This is a genomic window from Streptomyces altiplanensis (genome assembly GCF_053591575.1).
The window spans coordinates 25,326-40,115 of record NZ_JBSFUB010000002.1 but is presented as its reverse complement, the minus strand read 5'-3'; the positions used below and the strand labels follow the sequence as shown (position 1 = coordinate 40,115).

15 protein-coding genes are annotated in these 14,790 nt (G+C 70.4%); 8 read left to right on the top strand and 7 right to left on the bottom strand.

Annotated elements, in window-relative coordinates; all coding sequences use genetic code 11:
* Nucleotides 1-19 precede the first annotated feature (19 nt).
* Together ACWD0Y_RS01065 and ACWD0Y_RS01060 are read left to right on the top strand one after the other, a co-directional pair.
* Nucleotides 20-1,519 (top strand): CoA-acylating methylmalonate-semialdehyde dehydrogenase, encoded by a 1,500-nt coding sequence (locus tag ACWD0Y_RS01065; protein WP_450258371.1) that lies wholly within the window; start codon nt 20-22, stop codon nt 1,517-1,519.
* 118 nt (nt 1,520-1,637) lie between these two features.
* Nucleotides 1,638-2,240 (top strand): DUF4291 domain-containing protein, encoded by a 603-nt coding sequence (locus tag ACWD0Y_RS01060; RefSeq protein WP_450258370.1) that lies wholly within the window; start codon nt 1,638-1,640, stop codon nt 2,238-2,240.
* A 132-nt stretch (nt 2,241-2,372) separates the two neighbouring features.
* Here ACWD0Y_RS01060 and ACWD0Y_RS01055 read toward each other — a convergent pair whose 3' ends face one another.
* The gene (locus ACWD0Y_RS01055; protein ID WP_450258369.1) at nt 2,373-2,669 is read right to left on the bottom strand and encodes a hypothetical protein; all 297 of its coding nucleotides are present in this window, start codon (nt 2,667-2,669) and stop codon (nt 2,373-2,375) included.
* Nucleotides 2,656-3,342: an ATP-binding protein gene (locus tag ACWD0Y_RS01050; protein WP_450258368.1), complete on the bottom strand. Its 687-nt coding sequence runs from the start codon at nt 3,340-3,342 to the stop codon at nt 2,656-2,658. Before ACWD0Y_RS01050 ends, ACWD0Y_RS01055 begins: the two co-directional genes overlap by 14 nt.
* 526 nt (nt 3,343-3,868) lie before the next feature.
* Here ACWD0Y_RS01050 and ACWD0Y_RS01045 point away from each other — a divergent pair.
* Nucleotides 3,869-5,167 (top strand): hypothetical protein, encoded by a 1,299-nt coding sequence (locus tag ACWD0Y_RS01045; RefSeq protein WP_450258367.1) that lies wholly within the window; start codon nt 3,869-3,871, stop codon nt 5,165-5,167.
* A gap of 32 nt (nt 5,168-5,199) precedes the next feature.
* The gene (locus tag ACWD0Y_RS01040) at nt 5,200-5,913 is read left to right on the top strand and encodes a creatininase family protein (RefSeq protein WP_450258366.1); all 714 of its coding nucleotides are present in this window, start codon (nt 5,200-5,202) and stop codon (nt 5,911-5,913) included.
* 328 nt (nt 5,914-6,241) lie between these two features.
* On the opposite strand, the gene ACWD0Y_RS01035 is transcribed toward ACWD0Y_RS01040, so the two are convergent.
* The 3 genes from ACWD0Y_RS01035 to ACWD0Y_RS01025 all read right to left on the bottom strand — a co-directional run bounded on the left by ACWD0Y_RS01035 (nt 6,242) and on the right by ACWD0Y_RS01025 (nt 9,230).
* Complete coding sequence (locus ACWD0Y_RS01035) at nt 6,242-7,420, bottom strand: S8 family peptidase (RefSeq protein ID WP_450258365.1); 1,179 nt, start codon at nt 7,418-7,420, stop codon at nt 6,242-6,244.
* Between the two features lie 131 nt (nt 7,421-7,551).
* The gene (locus tag ACWD0Y_RS01030) at nt 7,552-8,793 is read right to left on the bottom strand and encodes a threonine synthase (RefSeq protein ID WP_450258364.1); all 1,242 of its coding nucleotides are present in this window, start codon (nt 8,791-8,793) and stop codon (nt 7,552-7,554) included.
* A gap of 14 nt (nt 8,794-8,807) precedes the next feature.
* Entirely contained in the window at nt 8,808-9,230 is a 423-nt protein-coding gene (locus ACWD0Y_RS01025; RefSeq protein ID WP_450258363.1) for a GNAT family N-acetyltransferase, read from the bottom strand.
* 120 nt (nt 9,231-9,350) lie between these two features.
* Here ACWD0Y_RS01025 and ACWD0Y_RS01020 point away from each other — a divergent pair, with 120 nt between their 5' ends.
* The 4 genes from ACWD0Y_RS01020 to ACWD0Y_RS01005 all read left to right on the top strand — a co-directional run bounded on the left by ACWD0Y_RS01020 (nt 9,351) and on the right by ACWD0Y_RS01005 (nt 13,658).
* Nucleotides 9,351-12,005, top strand: a complete 2,655-nt coding sequence (locus tag ACWD0Y_RS01020) for an alpha/beta fold hydrolase (RefSeq protein ID WP_450258362.1) — start codon at nt 9,351-9,353, stop codon at nt 12,003-12,005.
* Nucleotides 12,002-12,919 carry an ABC transporter permease gene (locus tag ACWD0Y_RS01015; protein WP_450258361.1) on the top strand — a complete coding sequence of 306 codons (918 nt, stop codon included), beginning with the start codon at nt 12,002-12,004 and terminating at the stop codon, nt 12,917-12,919. Before ACWD0Y_RS01020 ends, ACWD0Y_RS01015 begins: the two co-directional genes overlap by 4 nt.
* 23 nt (nt 12,920-12,942) lie before the next feature.
* Complete coding sequence (locus ACWD0Y_RS01010) at nt 12,943-13,413, top strand: anthrone oxygenase family protein (RefSeq protein ID WP_450258360.1); 471 nt, start codon at nt 12,943-12,945, stop codon at nt 13,411-13,413.
* Nucleotides 13,414-13,535: 122 nt separating this feature from the next.
* Nucleotides 13,536-13,658 (top strand): hypothetical protein, encoded by a 123-nt coding sequence (locus ACWD0Y_RS01005; protein WP_450258359.1) that lies wholly within the window; start codon nt 13,536-13,538, stop codon nt 13,656-13,658.
* 282 nt (nt 13,659-13,940) lie between these two features.
* On the opposite strand, the gene ACWD0Y_RS01000 is transcribed toward ACWD0Y_RS01005, so the two are convergent.
* Nucleotides 13,941-14,195, bottom strand: coding sequence for a hypothetical protein (locus ACWD0Y_RS01000; protein WP_450258358.1), 255 nt, complete (start codon nt 14,193-14,195; stop codon nt 13,941-13,943).
* A 311-nt stretch (nt 14,196-14,506) separates the two neighbouring features.
* Nucleotides 14,507-14,761, bottom strand: coding sequence for a hypothetical protein (locus ACWD0Y_RS00995; protein WP_450258357.1), 255 nt, complete (start codon nt 14,759-14,761; stop codon nt 14,507-14,509).
* Between the last annotated feature and the right edge of the window lie 29 nt (nt 14,762-14,790).

Here is a 14,790-nt window from a genome sequence, read left to right as displayed (position 1 = left end):
AACACAAGGAGTTTCTGGGATGAAGACCGTCAACCACTTCATCGGCGGCAAGACCGTCGAGGGCGCGTCGGGCAACTGGGGCCCGGTCACCGACCCGGCCACCGGTGAGGTGACCACGCAGGTCGCGCTCGCCTCCGTCGAGGAGGTCGACGCCGCCGTCGCGTCGGCGAAGGCCGCGTACGCGACCTGGGGCACGTCCTCGCTGGCCGCGCGCACCACGGTCCTCTTCCGCTACCGCGCGCTGCTGGACGCCCACCGCGACGAGATCGCCGCGCTGATCACCGCCGAGCACGGCAAGGTCCACTCGGACGCGCTGGGCGAGGTGGCGCGCGGTCTGGAGATCGTCGAGCTGGCGTGCGGCATCACCACCCAGCTCAAGGGCGAGCTGTCCACGCAGGTGTCGAACCGCGTGGACGTCTCCTCGATCCGCCAGCCGCTCGGCGTCGTGGCCGGCATCACGCCGTTCAACTTCCCCGCCATGGTGCCGATGTGGATGTTCCCGCTGGCCATCGCGTGCGGCAACACGTTCGTGCTGAAGCCGAGCGAGAAGGACCCGTCCGCGTCGGTCCGGCTGGCCGAGCTGGCGTCCGAGGCCGGTCTGCCCGACGGCGTGCTGAACGTCCTGCACGGCGACAAGGTCGCGGTCGACGGCCTCATCACCCACCCGGACGTCGCGGCGGTCTCCTTCGTCGGCTCGACCCCGATCGCCCGCTACATCCACCGGACCGCCTCCGCCAACGGCAAGCGCGTCCAGGCCCTCGGCGGCGCGAAGAACCACATGCTGGTCCTGCCGGACGCCGACCTCGACGCGGCGGCGGACGCCGCTGTTTCCGCCGCCTACGGCTCGGCCGGCGAGCGCTGCATGGCGATCTCCGCGGTGGTCGCGGTCGGCGCGATCGGCGACGAGCTGGTCGACAGGATCCGCGAGCGCGCCGAGAAGATCAAGATCGGCCCCGGCAACGACCCGGCGTCCGAGATGGGCCCGCTGATCACCGCCGCCCACCGCGACAAGGTCGCCTCGTACGTCACGGGCGCGGCCGCGCAGGGCGCGAAGGTCGTCCTGGACGGCACGGGCCACACGGTCGAGGGCTTCGAGAACGGCCACTGGATCGGCCTGTCCCTGCTGGACGAGGTCTCCACGGACTCCGACGCGTACCGCGACGAGATCTTCGGCCCGGTGCTGTGCGTCCTGCGCGTCGACACGTACGAGGAGGGCGTGGCCCTCATGAACGCCTCGCCCTTCGGCAACGGCACCGCGATCTTCACCCGCGACGGCGGCGCGGCGCGCCGCTTCCAGCTGGAGATCGAGGCCGGCATGGTCGGCGTCAACGTGCCGATCCCGGTGCCGGTCGGCTACCACTCCTTCGGTGGCTGGAAGGACTCGCTCTTCGGCGACCACCACATCTACGGCAACGACGGCATCCACTTCTACACCCGCGGCAAGGTCACCACGACCCGCTGGCCGGACCCGGCGGACGCGCCCGCCGGCGTCGACCTGGGCTTCCCGCGCAACCACTGATCCACCGGATGCCTCCAGGGCCCGTACGGAGCAGGTTCCGTACGGGCCCTTCGGCGTGCCACCGCCCCGGCCCTGAAAAGGGCTGGCGGCCCGCGCTTCGGAGCGACATCCTGGCCCGATGCCGCACCACCCCCCGCGCGGGATACGCGCACTGCACACGGACACGACCGTCACCGTCTACCAGGCGTACGCCCCGGCCATCGGCCTCCCGGCCGCCCGCGACGGCCGTTTCCCCGCCGCCTGGAAGCGGGACCGGATGACGTGGATCAAGCCGTCGTTCCTGTGGATGATGTACCGCTGCGGCTGGGGTACGAAGCAGGACCAGGAGACCGTCCTGGCCGTCGAGATCACCCGCGACGGCTTCGACTGGGCGCTGCGCAACGCCTGCCTGTCGCACTACGCACCCGGCGTCCACGCCGACCAGGCCGACTGGAAGCGCCGGCTGAGGCAGGCGCCCGCCCGTGTGCAGTGGGACCCGGAGCGCGACGTACGGCTGAACCCGCTTCCGTACCGCTCGCTCCAGCTGGGGCTGGCGGGGGAGGCGGCGGGGCGGTACGCGGACGAGTGGACGGTGTCCGTCACCGACGTGACCCCGCTCGCCCACGCGATCCACGCGCTGGTGAAGAGCGGGGACGCGGCCGCCGCCGAGCGGCTGCTGCCGCGCGAGCGGGTCTACCCCGCGTCGGCGGAACTGCTCGCTCCGCTGGGCGGCGCGGCGTAACCGCCGCCGCGTCGTCCGGCAGGATCGGGCGGGGTGTCAAGACGTCCTTGAAGCAGGCAACTTGCATGAACCGGTGCTACGCCGTCCCCGCCCCGGCCGTCACCAGCTGACGGCCGGAGCGGAGTTGATGCCCTACGTCGGCCGGGGCCCGTCCCCCTCCCCGCCCGCGTCCTGAGTCAGCCGAGCCACGAGCGACTCCCATTCGGCCTTCTCGTTCTCACGCCGAATGAGCCGGTCCATGGCGTGCCCGGCGGACGAGGAACTCGGCGCAGGGCCGAGATCGCGGAGCGCCCGCTGACGGAACCAGTACCAGCGTTCGTCCAGGTGTCCCACAGCGGGTCGCAGGCTTCCGCGCGCCGAGTCCGCCAACCACCAGCGGCCCGCGTCCACGGCGAGCAGCAGCACGACCCACCACCTACGCGTCGCCATCAGCAGGCCCCGGCAGTGCTTCATGACACGTCACACGGAAGAACGACGTCGTGATGGCCCGGAATCCGGTGTGCCAAGTACGGCCTGCGTGCCGCAGGCACCATTCTTCCAAGACGCTCCGCCCGCTGGGCTTCGGAGCCTCATGGCACGTGGTGCACTCCACCTCGTTGATCGGCTCGCTGCCCGAGACATCCGGGCTCAGCGTCCAGTCCGCGAAGCGCAGCACCGTCCCGACCCGCGCGTGTCCGTCACCGCTCACCGCTTCACCGCCACCTTGTCCGGGCCGCTCGTCGTCCACAGCAGGCGCCGAAATCTCGGCCCACACGGCCTTGCCTAGCCCCGCGCGTTCGCCGACGTCCCATCGGTCGGCAAGCGCGTCGACCAGCCACAGCCCGCGCCCGCTGTCCCGGTCACCGTCGGGGGTGGACAGACTCGGCCGCTTGCAGGTGCCGTCGTGCACCTCGATGCGCAGCCCGCCGGGCATCCGGAGGTAGCGCGTCTCGATGTCCTGACCCGGCACGCGGGCATGACGGCCGGCATTGGTCAGCAGTTCCGACAGGATCACCACCGCCGAGTCCTCGATGGCCGAGAGCCCCCAGCCCGTCAGTACCTGACGCAGTGCGTCCCGCGCCTGCCCGACGCAACGGGGGTCGTCACTCCACCGCAGCACCACCGCGTCACCCGAGTTGAGTTCTTCACCAAGCGGTTCGTCTGCGACCGGCGGCCGTACTCTGCTCACGCTCACCGGAAGACCGCCATCCCGTGGATGACACGCGGTCCGATGTCCACTCCGTGCACGGCCAGCCACAGGGCCCGACGCCGCTGCCGTCGCAACCGCAGTTCCGCACGCTCGCACCGCCTGTGGGAAGCCTCCGAGCATGACCGAACGGGCGTGGTGCGCACTCCAGGGGATGTGGGGGGAGGGGCAGTGGTGAGAGGTGGGGCGGAGTGACGCCCCGTCGGTGGAGGCAAGAGCCGCATCAGCAGCTCGACGAGCCGGACGGTAGTTTGGTTCATGTCAGCGCTCCCAAAAGCGTTGGCCACGCCCCCGGATCGTTTGCGCGGTCGCGGGGGTCTTGGATGCCAACTCTTATGGGGGAAAGGGACGCTGACTTCCCCACACCGGGTATCCCCATCATGGGTAGCCTGAAGCCCAGGCCAACACGGCACACTCAGAAGCAGGCGTGACGGGCCAGCGTATGACCGCGTACAACCCGCCGACAGCGCTGTCGCGCGAGATCCTGGACCGGGCGGACGTGAGAACCGCGATCGCAGCTCACGACTTCGGCACCGTGTTCCGCATCGCGCGCAGCGAGGCCGGAATCAGCTATTCGAAGATCGCGGCTGAATGCGACATCAAGCCGGAGCGCGTCGGTTCGCTGGCGCGCGGCGAGGGCAGCGTCACCACATTCGACAAGATTGTGAAGATTTCCGATGCCTTACGGATTCCGGGGTACATGCTCGGCCTCACACGCCGGGAGTGGGAGGAGGGCAAGGGCTCTCCACGGTCCACCGCGCTGCTGACCGCCACACTGCCCAGCCACGATCCGGTGGCTGATGATCTGTGGGTCACGCCCCCCGGCGGTGATCTCACTGACCCCGAGTTCACCGCAGCCCTCATCGAGAGCCAGTTGCCTCAGCACTACAGAAGTGCGAACTACTTCGGTGCACGGCAGCCGCTCACCACGGTTATCCATCACACAAAGACCATCGGCCACCTGCTGGAGGATGCCAACGGCTCAACCCGGTGCGAATTGCTGCGCATCGGCAACCGAGCCGCGGAATTCCTCGGCTGGCTCTACCAGGATCTCGGGGACTTCCGAGCCGCTGGCTACTGGTCCGACCGTTCGATGGAATGGGCCCAAGAGGCCGCTGACGATCACATGCAGTCGTACGTGCTCTTCCGTAAGAGCCATCAGGCCGCCTCACAGGTGAATGCGGAGCGGACCATCGGCCTTGCTCGCGCCGCACAGCGGGTACCCAACCTCACACCGACGATCAGCGCATTGGCCGCCCAACAGGAGGCAGCTGGTTATGCGTTGCAGCGTAATCCCAAGGCCGCACTCGCAAAGTTCGACGAGGCGCGCGAGCTGGCATCGCAGCCCAGGGCGAACGACCCCGCGAGCACACTCGACACCTCGTACTGCACGCCCGCCTACATCGAGCTCCAGCGAGCGAACTGCTGGATTGATCTCGGTGACCCGCTGCGCGCCGTCCAGCTCTTCGAGGACGAGATCGCCGTGCTGCCTCAGATCTACCGCAACGACCGGGGCGTTTACCTCGCACGGCTGGCCCGTGCCTACAGCAAGGCCGGGGAGCCCGAGCAGGGATCCGAAGCCGCCACGAAGGCTCTTGCGATCGCTGCCCAGACCGGCTCAGCCAGGACACTCGGCGAGTTGGCGGCAGTGAGCCGCGCTGTAGAGTCGCGACGGAGCGTGCCCGCTGTGGCGACGTTTATCGAGCGCTTTCGGATCGTTCGTGATCGGTTTGCTGCCTAGTCGGGCCGGACGCGATGAGGGAGGCTGAGGGCATGGACGATCTGATCACGCAGGCCACGTCCGGAGATGAGCGCCGCAGAGGACCGGCCGTTGCCGTCCTGCCGGTCGGGAGCTTCGAGCAGCACGGTGACCATCTGCCCCTCATCACTGACACCGCGATCGCCTGCCTGATCGCGAAGCGGATTGCAGGCGATCACGGTCTGTTTCTCCTGCCGCCCATCACGGTTTCCTGCTCGCACGAACACGCGCCCATGGCCGGCACCGTCAGCATCAGCGCCGCCACCCTCTATGCCGTGGTCAACGACATATGGCGCTCGCTCCAAGCGTCCGGCATTCCGGGTCTGGTCATTGTCAACGGACACGGTGGCAACTACGTCCTGTCCAATGTCGTCCAAGAGATCAACGTCAACGGTCCGCGCGTCGCTCTTTTCCCGGTGCACGAAGACCGGACCCAGGCCCGAGCGGAGGCCGGGTTGGAGAGCAGCGGAGCCGAGGACATGCACGGCGGAGAGTTCGAGGTATCGCTCCTTCTGCACGGTGCGCCTCACCTTGTCCGTGAGGGCATCGAGCAAGACGATCACTCGGCCCCCAGCCGTCCGCATCTGCTCACCATGGGCATGGCCGAGTACACCACGAACGGGATCATCGGCCGGCCGTCGTTGGCCACTGCAGCCAAGGGCAAGGCCCTCTTGGACAGCTTTTCGGAGTTGGCCCGCGCTCACGTGGCTGTGATCACCAAGGACTGATGGCCGCCGCCCGTTCAATGAATGACCGGCCGCTGCTGAAGTGCTGGAAATGGTCAGTTCCTGACGCGTCAGTCTGCCGAGCCGGGCGCTGTGGTTTTCCCAATCCAACGCAGATGGGCGTCGGACCCGGCGACGATCGGCACGGCCGGGGCCTCAGGGTTCTTCCATGGGTGATGTCGCAGCAAGTGCGTCCGATCTCGGCGTACCGGTCGGCTCGCGCCTTGAACAAGAGCTGCCACTCCTCATAGGGATCGGGCCGCCCGCACCGATGTCTCCCTCCCCCCGGTACGGCGGCGCCCGCCACCCCGGGGGGAGGGAGACCGGGCCGCTAGAACAGGGAGTACAGGAGCCTGTTCGGGGAGCCGGTGCGCGGGTCCTGGACCTTGTTGGGGGTCGCGTTGCCCACCAGGGCGTCGCGGACCTGGGCCGGGGTCGCGGTGGGGTTGGCGGAGACGTAGAGGGCGGCCGCGCCCGCGGTGTGGGGCGCGGCCATCGACGTGCCGGAGATGGTGCTGGTGGCCGTGTCGCTGTCCTTCCAGGCCGAGGTGATGTTCACTCCCGGCGCGAACAGGTCCAGGCAGGTGCCGTAGTTGGAGAACGACGCGCGGCGGTCGCCGCTGTCGGTCGCGCCGACGGTGATGGCCTCGGGGACGCGGGCGGGGGAGTAGTTGCAGGCGTTGGCGGGCCAGCCGAGGAAGTTGCCGTTACCGGCCGCGACGGCGTAGCTGACACCTGACGCGATGGACTTCTTCACCGCGTCGTCGAGGGAGGTGTTCGCGCCGCCGCCCAGGCTCATGTTGGCCACGGCCGGCTTCTGCGCGTTCGCGGTCACCCAGTCGACGCCGGCGATGACGCCCGCCGTCGTGCCGGAGCCCGCGCAGTCCAGGACGCGCACCGCGACCAGCTTGACGGCCTTGGCGACGCCGTACGTCTTCCCGCCGACCGTGCCCGCGACGTGCGTGCCGTGGCCCTGGCAGTCCTGGCCGTTCTGGCCGCCGCCCACCGTGTCGGTGCCGACCGTGGCGCGGCCGCCGAACTCGCTGTGGGAGGTGCGGATTCCGGTGTCGATGATGTACGCCGAGACGTTCGACGCGGTGGTGCCGTAGGTGTACGTCGTGGAGAGCGGGAGGTCCCGCTGGTCCACGCGGTCGATGCCCCAAGTGGCACCGGTCTGCGTCTCGTTGAGCTGTACGCGGGAGTCCTGCTCGACGTACGCGACCTTCGGGTCCGAGGCCAGCCTCGCCGCCCGCGCCTTGGACATCGTGGCGGAGAAGCCCTTGAGGGCGCTGCGGTAGACGTGCTTCGGTGTGACGCCCAGATCGGCCGCGCGCGTCGTGCCGTCCTTCAGGACGACGATCCAGCTGTTCTCGACCGCCGTCGAGGCCGGGGCCGGGCGGAGGTCTCCGGCGGGCGCGCTCTGTGCTGTGGGAGGGCCTGCGAGCTGGAGGCCGGCTGCGAGGGCCATGGCGGGTATCAGGGTCCCTGCGCGGCGGAAAGCGGTTCTCATTGTGTCGTGCACCTGACCTTTCGTTGACCGGATCGCGGGCAATTACGGGCTGCGTGGTGCGCTGTGGCGCGAATGCGCAGCACAGCATCTCGTGCGGCGCACAAGTGCACAAGGTGGTGTTGCGGGCGGGATTACGCCAAAGAGATGCCTGCGGCGCGGAGCCGCCCGGCCACGGCCGTCCAGTCGGGCGGGGAGAGGGGTTCGAGCGGAACCGTGCCTGTGCTCATGTCCTTGAAGCCGCTGGAGGTCGAGACGCAGACCACCACCCCCTCGTCGGACGGCGGCAGTTGGCGCATCCCCGCCAGGGACACGGCCGACGAGAACTCCGCCCACAGCCCGCCGGCCGCCAGCTCCGCCCGTGCCGCCGCCATCTGGGCATCCGTCACCCGCAGCGCCCGGCCGCCGCTCTCCTGTACCGCGACCACGCCCCGGTAGCCGCTCACCGCGCAGTGGATCGCATACGCCGAAGTGGGGCCCACCTGGACCGTGGCCGCCGGAACGCCCCGGTCCAGTGCCGCCGCCAGCGGGGCGCCGGCGGCCGGCTCGCAGGCGTACATCCTGGGTGTACGGGCGGCGAGTCCCAGGCGGACCAGCTCCGCGAAGCCCTTCCAGACGCCGAAGAGCAGCTCGCCGTACCCCGTCGGGACGAACACCGCGGCCGGGACGCCGAGTTCGGCGTGGATCTCGTACGCGACGGTCTTGTAGCCCTCCGGACCGAAGGCGTGGCCGGTGTGCGCGGCGGCGGTGAGATTGCTGACGGGGTGGTAGCCGAGACGGTCGGCGATCTGCCGCAGCAGAGGCCACCGCTCTTTCTGCGGCACGGGCAGGACGACCGCGCCGTACGCGTCGAGGAACGACTGGACGGCGGGCGGAGCGCCGGCCGACGCCAGCACCACGCACCGCAGACCGGCGCGGGCCGCGTACGCGGCGGCCGAAGCACCGTGGTTGCCGGAGGAGGCCACCACGACGCCCTGCGCGCCCGATCCCACCGCCGCGCTCACCGTGCAGCGGTTCAGCCGGTCCTTGTGGCTCCAGGTGGGGTTGCGGGACTCGTCCTTGATCCAGACGCCGTCGGCGAGTTCGACGAGCGGGGTACGGCCCTCACCCAGGCCCGGGGCGTGGAGCGGTGGCAGCAGGGGAGCCCAGCGGTCGATTCCGCCCCTGTCCGGTGCGGGATCGAAGAGGGTGCCCGGTACGCCGTCGTACGCGTAGTCCACCTCGACGGGGTACGCCATGGCGGCAGTGCTGGTGACGGGGCAGCCGGCGGTGAGCGGCGGCCACAGCGGATAGCGGACCCGGGGGTCGCCCAGCGAGCGCTGCCCCTCGGCCAGCGAAAGCCCGGCACTCCCGCTTCCATTTCCACTTCCGCTCACGTTCCCACTCCCGCTCACTCGAAGGTCCAGGTCAGCATCGCGAAATCGCCGTCGTCCCCGGCACCCGCCGAGCGGTACGTCGCCAGCGCCGCGTCGTTGTCGCGCTCCACGCCCACCCACATGCCGTAGCAGCCGCGCTCCTCGGCCACCTCCGCCAGCGCCCGCGTCAGGGCGCGGCCGATGCCGCGCCGCCGGTGCGGCTCGTCGACGGACAGTTCGTACAGGCACATCTCGGTGCCCTTGTCCGGGTGGATCATCTCGATGCCCGAGACCATCCCGGCCGGCTCCCCGCCGACGTACGCGACGAGCATCAGGTGGCCGGGCGCGGCCAGGAACCGTTCGGCCCATTCCGGGCGCGCCGGGCCGTCGTAGAGGTGCTCGGCGGAGGTCAGTTCGGCGACCGTCGTCGCGCGCCGGACGACCGGGCGGATGTCCATGGGGCTCCCTCTGCTACTCCGGCTGCGGTACGGGGCGACGGCACCGTACTCCTTGCGTACCCCGACGAGGTCCACCCGGGGGCCTCATCGGTTGTCGTACCGGGGACCTAGGGTTCAGGTATGAAGCTACGCATTCCCCGCAGCCGGGCGCTCGCCGGTGCGGCCGCCGCGTTCGCCGTCCTCGTCGGGGGCGGTACGTGGACGGCCGTCGCCTCCGACGGCGACGCGCCCGCCGTGCACCGCGAGGAACGGATCATGAACATGGACGGGGTGAGAATCGACACCTCGTTCTTCACGGCGGACGGCGCGGGCGGTGAGCGCCGTCCCGCCGTCCTCCTCGGCCACGGCTTCGGCGGCAGCAAGCGCGACGTGCGGGCGCAGGCCGAGCAGCTGGCCCGGGACGGGTACGCCGTGCTGACCTGGTCCGCGCGCGGCTTCGGGAAGTCCACCGGGAAGATCGGACTGAACGATCCGGACGGCGAGGTCGAGGACGTGTCGCGGCTGATCGACTGGCTGGCCGAGCGCCCCGAGGTGCGGCTCGACGCGGACGGCGATCCGCGCGTGGGCGTCAGCGGTTCCTCGTACGGCGGCGCCGTCTCGCTCCTCGCCGCGGGCCACGACAAGCGCGTCGACGCGGTCGCCCCGCAGATCACCTACTGGAACCTGGCCGACGCACTCTTCCCCCACGGCGTCTTCAAGAAGCTCTGGGCCGGGCTCTTCATCAACACGGGCGGCGGCTGCGACAGGTTCGAGAAGCACCTGTGCGAGATGTACGAACGGGTCGCGGTCGCCGGAGAGCCGGACGCCGCCGCCCGCGACCTGCTGGAGTCGCACAGCCCGTCCGCGGTCGGCGACCGCATCGAGGTGCCCGCGCTCATCGTGCAGGGACAGAACGACTCGCTCTTCCCGCTCGACCACGCCGACACCATGGCGAAGGCGATCGAAGCCAACGGCGCGCCCGTGGCCGTCGACTGGATCGCGGGCGGGCACGACGGCGGGGACCGCGAGACGGCCCGCGTGGAGGGCCGGATCACCGACTGGTTCGACCGCTACCTGAAGGACGAGAAGGGCACGGACACCGGACCGGCCTTCCGCGTCACCCGCACCGGGGGCGTGGACTCCACGAACGGCGGAGCCCAGTTGCGCGGCGCCACCGGCGACCGCTACCCCGGCCTCGAAGCCGGGCAGCGGCGGCTGAAGCTGGTGGCGGGCGAGCGCGAGCAGCGCTTCGCCGGTCCGGCCGGGGCGAACCCGCCCGCCATCTCCTCCGTACCGGGCGTCGCCGGCGTCGGGGCGCTGTCCCAGCTCTCCGGGCTCGGCGTCGGGCTCTCCCTCGACTTCCCCGGCCAGAACGCGCGCTTCGAGACCGCGAAGCTCACCTCGGACCTGCGCGTCACCGGCTCGCCGACCGTCCGGGTCACGGTGAAGTCGGACCGCGAGGACGCCGTCCTGTTCGGCAAGGTGTACGACGTGAGCGCGGACGGACGCCGGCAGGTGCTGCCCTCCCAGCTCGTCTCGCCCGTCCGCGTCACCGGGGCCGGCGCGAAGGACGGCGCCACCGTCGAGCTGCGGCTCCCGGCGATCGACCACGAGGTCAGGGCCGGGCACCGGCTGCGCGTCGTCCTCGCCGCCACCGACCTCGGGTACGCCTCCCCGGCCGACCCGACGGCGTACACCGTGACCCTCGGAGGGGGCGGGGCGCTCACCGTGCCCACCGCGTCCGGTGTGAAGACCCAGGCGGCCCCGCTGCCCTGGTGGGTCTGGGGGCTGCCGGCGGCCGGCGCCGCCCTGGCCGCGGTGCTGCTGCTCACCGCCCGGCGGCGGGCCGCCGCGCCCGCGCCGGACCCGGCGCTCGCCGGGGTGCCGCTGCAGATCACCGGCCTGACGAAGAAGTACGCCAAGTCCGTCGACCGCTACGCGGTACGGGACCTCTCGTTCCGCGTCGAGAAGGGCCAGGTGCTCGGGCTCCTGGGCCCGAACGGCGCGGGCAAGACCACCACCCTGCGCATGCTCATGGGCCTCATCACGCCGGACAGCGGCGAGATCCGGGTCTTCGGGCACGCCATCAGGCCCGGCTCACCCGTCCTGTCGCGCGTCGGTGCGTTCGTCGAGGGCGCCGGCTTCCTGCCGCACCTCACCGGGCGCGCCAACCTCGACCTGTACTGGCAGGCGACCGGCCGGCCCGCCGAGGACTCCCGCATGGAGGAGGCCCTGGAGATCGCGGGGCTCGGCGACGCGCTGGAGCGGGCCGTGCGGACGTACTCGCAGGGCATGCGACAGCGGCTCGCCATCGCCCAGGCCATGCTCGGCATGCCGGACCTGCTCATCCTCGACGAGCCGACGAACGGCCTGGACCCGCCGCAGATCCGTGAGATGCGCGACGTGATGATCCGGTACGCGGCGGCGGGGCGCACCGTCATCGTCTCCAGCCACCTCCTCTCGGAGGTCGAGCAGTCCTGCACGCACCTCGTCGTCATGGACCGGGGCCGGCTCATGCAGGCCGGACCCGTCGCGGAGATCACCGGCGGGACGGACACGCTGCTCGTGACGGTGGAGGGCGAGGTGAGCGAGGCGCTGGCCGAGAAGGTGGGCGCGCTGCCGGGCATCGGGTCCGCCGTACGGACCGACGAAGGCCTGCTGGTACGGCTGGACGGGGCATCGCCCAGCACGCTCATCGGCGAACTGGTCCGCCTGGACGTCCAGCTGACGGGCGTCGGGCCGAACCGCCGCCTGGAGGACGCGTTCCTCACCCTGATCGGAGGCTCCTCCGCATGAGCACCAACACCACCGAGCCGGTCGCCGGGACGGCCACCGGTCCGGCCACCCGGCCGGCCGCTGAACCGGTGGCCGAACCGGCCCCCGGCTACCGTCCCGGCCACACGCTCCCGCTGCGTGTCGAGGCGATGCGGCAGTGGCGCAGGCGGCGCACCATGGTCATGGCCGTGGTGCTGGGCGCCCTGCCGCTCATCCTGATCGCCGCGTTCGCGATCGGCGGCACCCCCGGCAGGGAGGGCGGCCGGGTGACCCTGATGGACACCGCCACCGCCTCCGGCGCCAACTTCGCCGCGACCTGCCTGTTCGTCTCCGCGGGCTTCCTGCTGGTGGTGCCGGTCGCGCTGTTCTGCGGCGACACGGTGGCCTCCGAGGCCAACTGGTCCTCGCTGCGCTACCTGCTCGCGGCGCCGGTGCCACGGGCCCGGCTGCTGTGGAGCAAGCTCGCGGTGGCTCTGGGCTTCAGCCTGGCGGCGATGGTGCTGCTGCCGGTCGTGGCACTGGTGACGGGTTCGATCGCGTACGGCTGGGGCCCGCTGGAGCTGCCGACGGGTGGTTCCCTGCCCGCGGGAGACGCCGTACCGCGCCTCGCGCTCGTCGTGGCCTTCATCTTCGTCTCCCAGCTGGTCACCGCGGCCCTGGCGTTCTGGCTGTCGACGAAGACCGACGCCCCCCTGGGCGCGGTCGGCGGCGCGGTGGGCCTGACGATCGTCGGCAACGTCCTGGACGCGGTGACGGCGCTGGGGACCTGGCGCGAATTCCTGCCCGCGCACTGGCAGTTCGCGTGGGCGGACGCGCTTCAGCCGCAGCTGGAGTGGGGCGGAATGCTCAAGGGGGCGGCGGTGTCGGTGACGTACGCCCTGGTGCTCTTCGCCCTGGCCTTCCGGGGATTCGGCCGGAAGGACATCGTTTCCTGAGCCGGTCGGCCATGATGTGCGCCATGGCCACTCTCCTGATCGCCCTCGCCGTAGTCGCCACGGGGCTGTACGCCGGGTTCATGCTGATCTTCCTGACCGGCATCATGCCCGCCCTGGGGCGGCTGACCGACGAGCAGTTCGTGGCGGCGATGCGGCGCGTCAACGAGGACGTACCGCGCGGGGTGTTCGTGTCGGTCATGCTCGCCTCGGTGGCCTTCCCGGCGGCCGCGCTCGCGGTCCCGGGCGACGACGGCCGGCCGGCCGCGCAGTGGATCCTCCTGGCGGCCGGTCTCGGGCTCGTGGTCCTCAACCACCTGGTCACGATCGCCGGGAACATCCCCCTCAACAACGCCCTCGCCGCATCCGAGCGGACGGGCGCCGCCGACCGGGAGGTCCGTGCGGCCTTCGAGACGCGGTGGAACAGGCTGCACCTGGTGCGCACCCTGCTGGCCACAGCCGGTTTCGTCCTGGTGGTCGGCGGATCCCTGTCGTAACGACGGGACGGCCGGCGTGAGCCGGCCCCAGGGCAATCCTCCGCGGGGTCCGGGTGTCTGGTGAGGCGTGTGCAAGGCCGTCCGCTCCCCACCACAGCCTGTCCCGCACCGAAGGAGTCAGCGTGCCTGTCAAAGCACTCCGCGCCAGCGCTGCCCTGGCCGCCACCGGTTCCTTCACCTTCGGCGCGGGCACACTGGGCACCGTCGCCACCGGAGCCGCCCTCGGCTCCTCGTTCAATCGCTGACTCTCCACGGGAAAGCGGCGCCCCGCCGCAGGGAATGTGCGGCGGGGCGTCGTCAGTAAAAGGATACGTACCACATAACCCATTTGCAGTAATGGCCGTTGGTCGAATAGTCGGAGTGTTTCCCGGCGCCAGGGAGCGGACAGAGAAAAAGGCCCCGGATCTCGTGGAAAAATCATGAGATCCGGGACCCTCGGAGGAAAGCATCGTCGCTGCAGCGCTGGCGGCTCAGCGCTTCAGTTGGCTTTAGGGAACGACGTCGAGGACGCCCGCCACTGGGGCTTCTTAGTTGTTGCCCACGACGGCGGAGTGGTCCTCGGCCTCGTTGCACTGGGTGGAGTTTGCGTCGGCGACTCCGAGGACGCCGAGGACGAGCACCTGGTTGAGCGCGCAGATGTCGTCGATGATCTGGATCTCCTGCGAGAACGACGGGTCGTCGTTGTTGTGGCCCGAGCCGCCGTAGGCCACGGCCGGAGAAGCGGCGAGGCCGGTGGCGGCGAGCGTGAGCAGAGAGCCGGTGAGGACCTTCTTGGCGTTCATGCGATTAGCCTTTCGTGATGGAGGGGGAAGTTTCGGTACCGCGGAGGTGCCGATGCAATACCTAACGCAGAAAACGCGAGAGGGTTGCGGCTGTGATGCGGGAATTCCCTCATTCGCCATTCGTTCTCACGCCGGAGCGGGCCCGTCGGCAAAAGTGGTTCTCCCGGTCGGTCGCGCGCTGCGAGCATGGCGAACGCCGGGCCTCGTGGAAGAGTCCACGAGGCCCGGCGTCATTCCTGATGCCCCAGGAAACAGCGCTGCGGCTGAGCGCCTTGGCTAATGACGTCTAGGATGCCCGCCGCCAGAGCTTCTTAGTTGTTGCCCACGATGGCGGAGTGGTCCTCGGCGTCGTTGCACTGGGTGGAGCTGGAGTCGGCGAGTCCGAGGAGGCCGAGGGTGACCACCTGGTTGAGCAGGCAGACGTCGTCGATGACCTGGATCTCCTGCGAGAACGACGGGTCGTCGTTGTTGTGGCCCGAGCCGCCGTAGGCCACGGCCGGAGAGGCAGCGAGACCGGTGGCGGCGAGCGTGAGCAGAGAGCCGGCGAAGACCTTCTTGGCGTTCATGCGATTAGCCTTTCAAAAGGAGGGGAAGT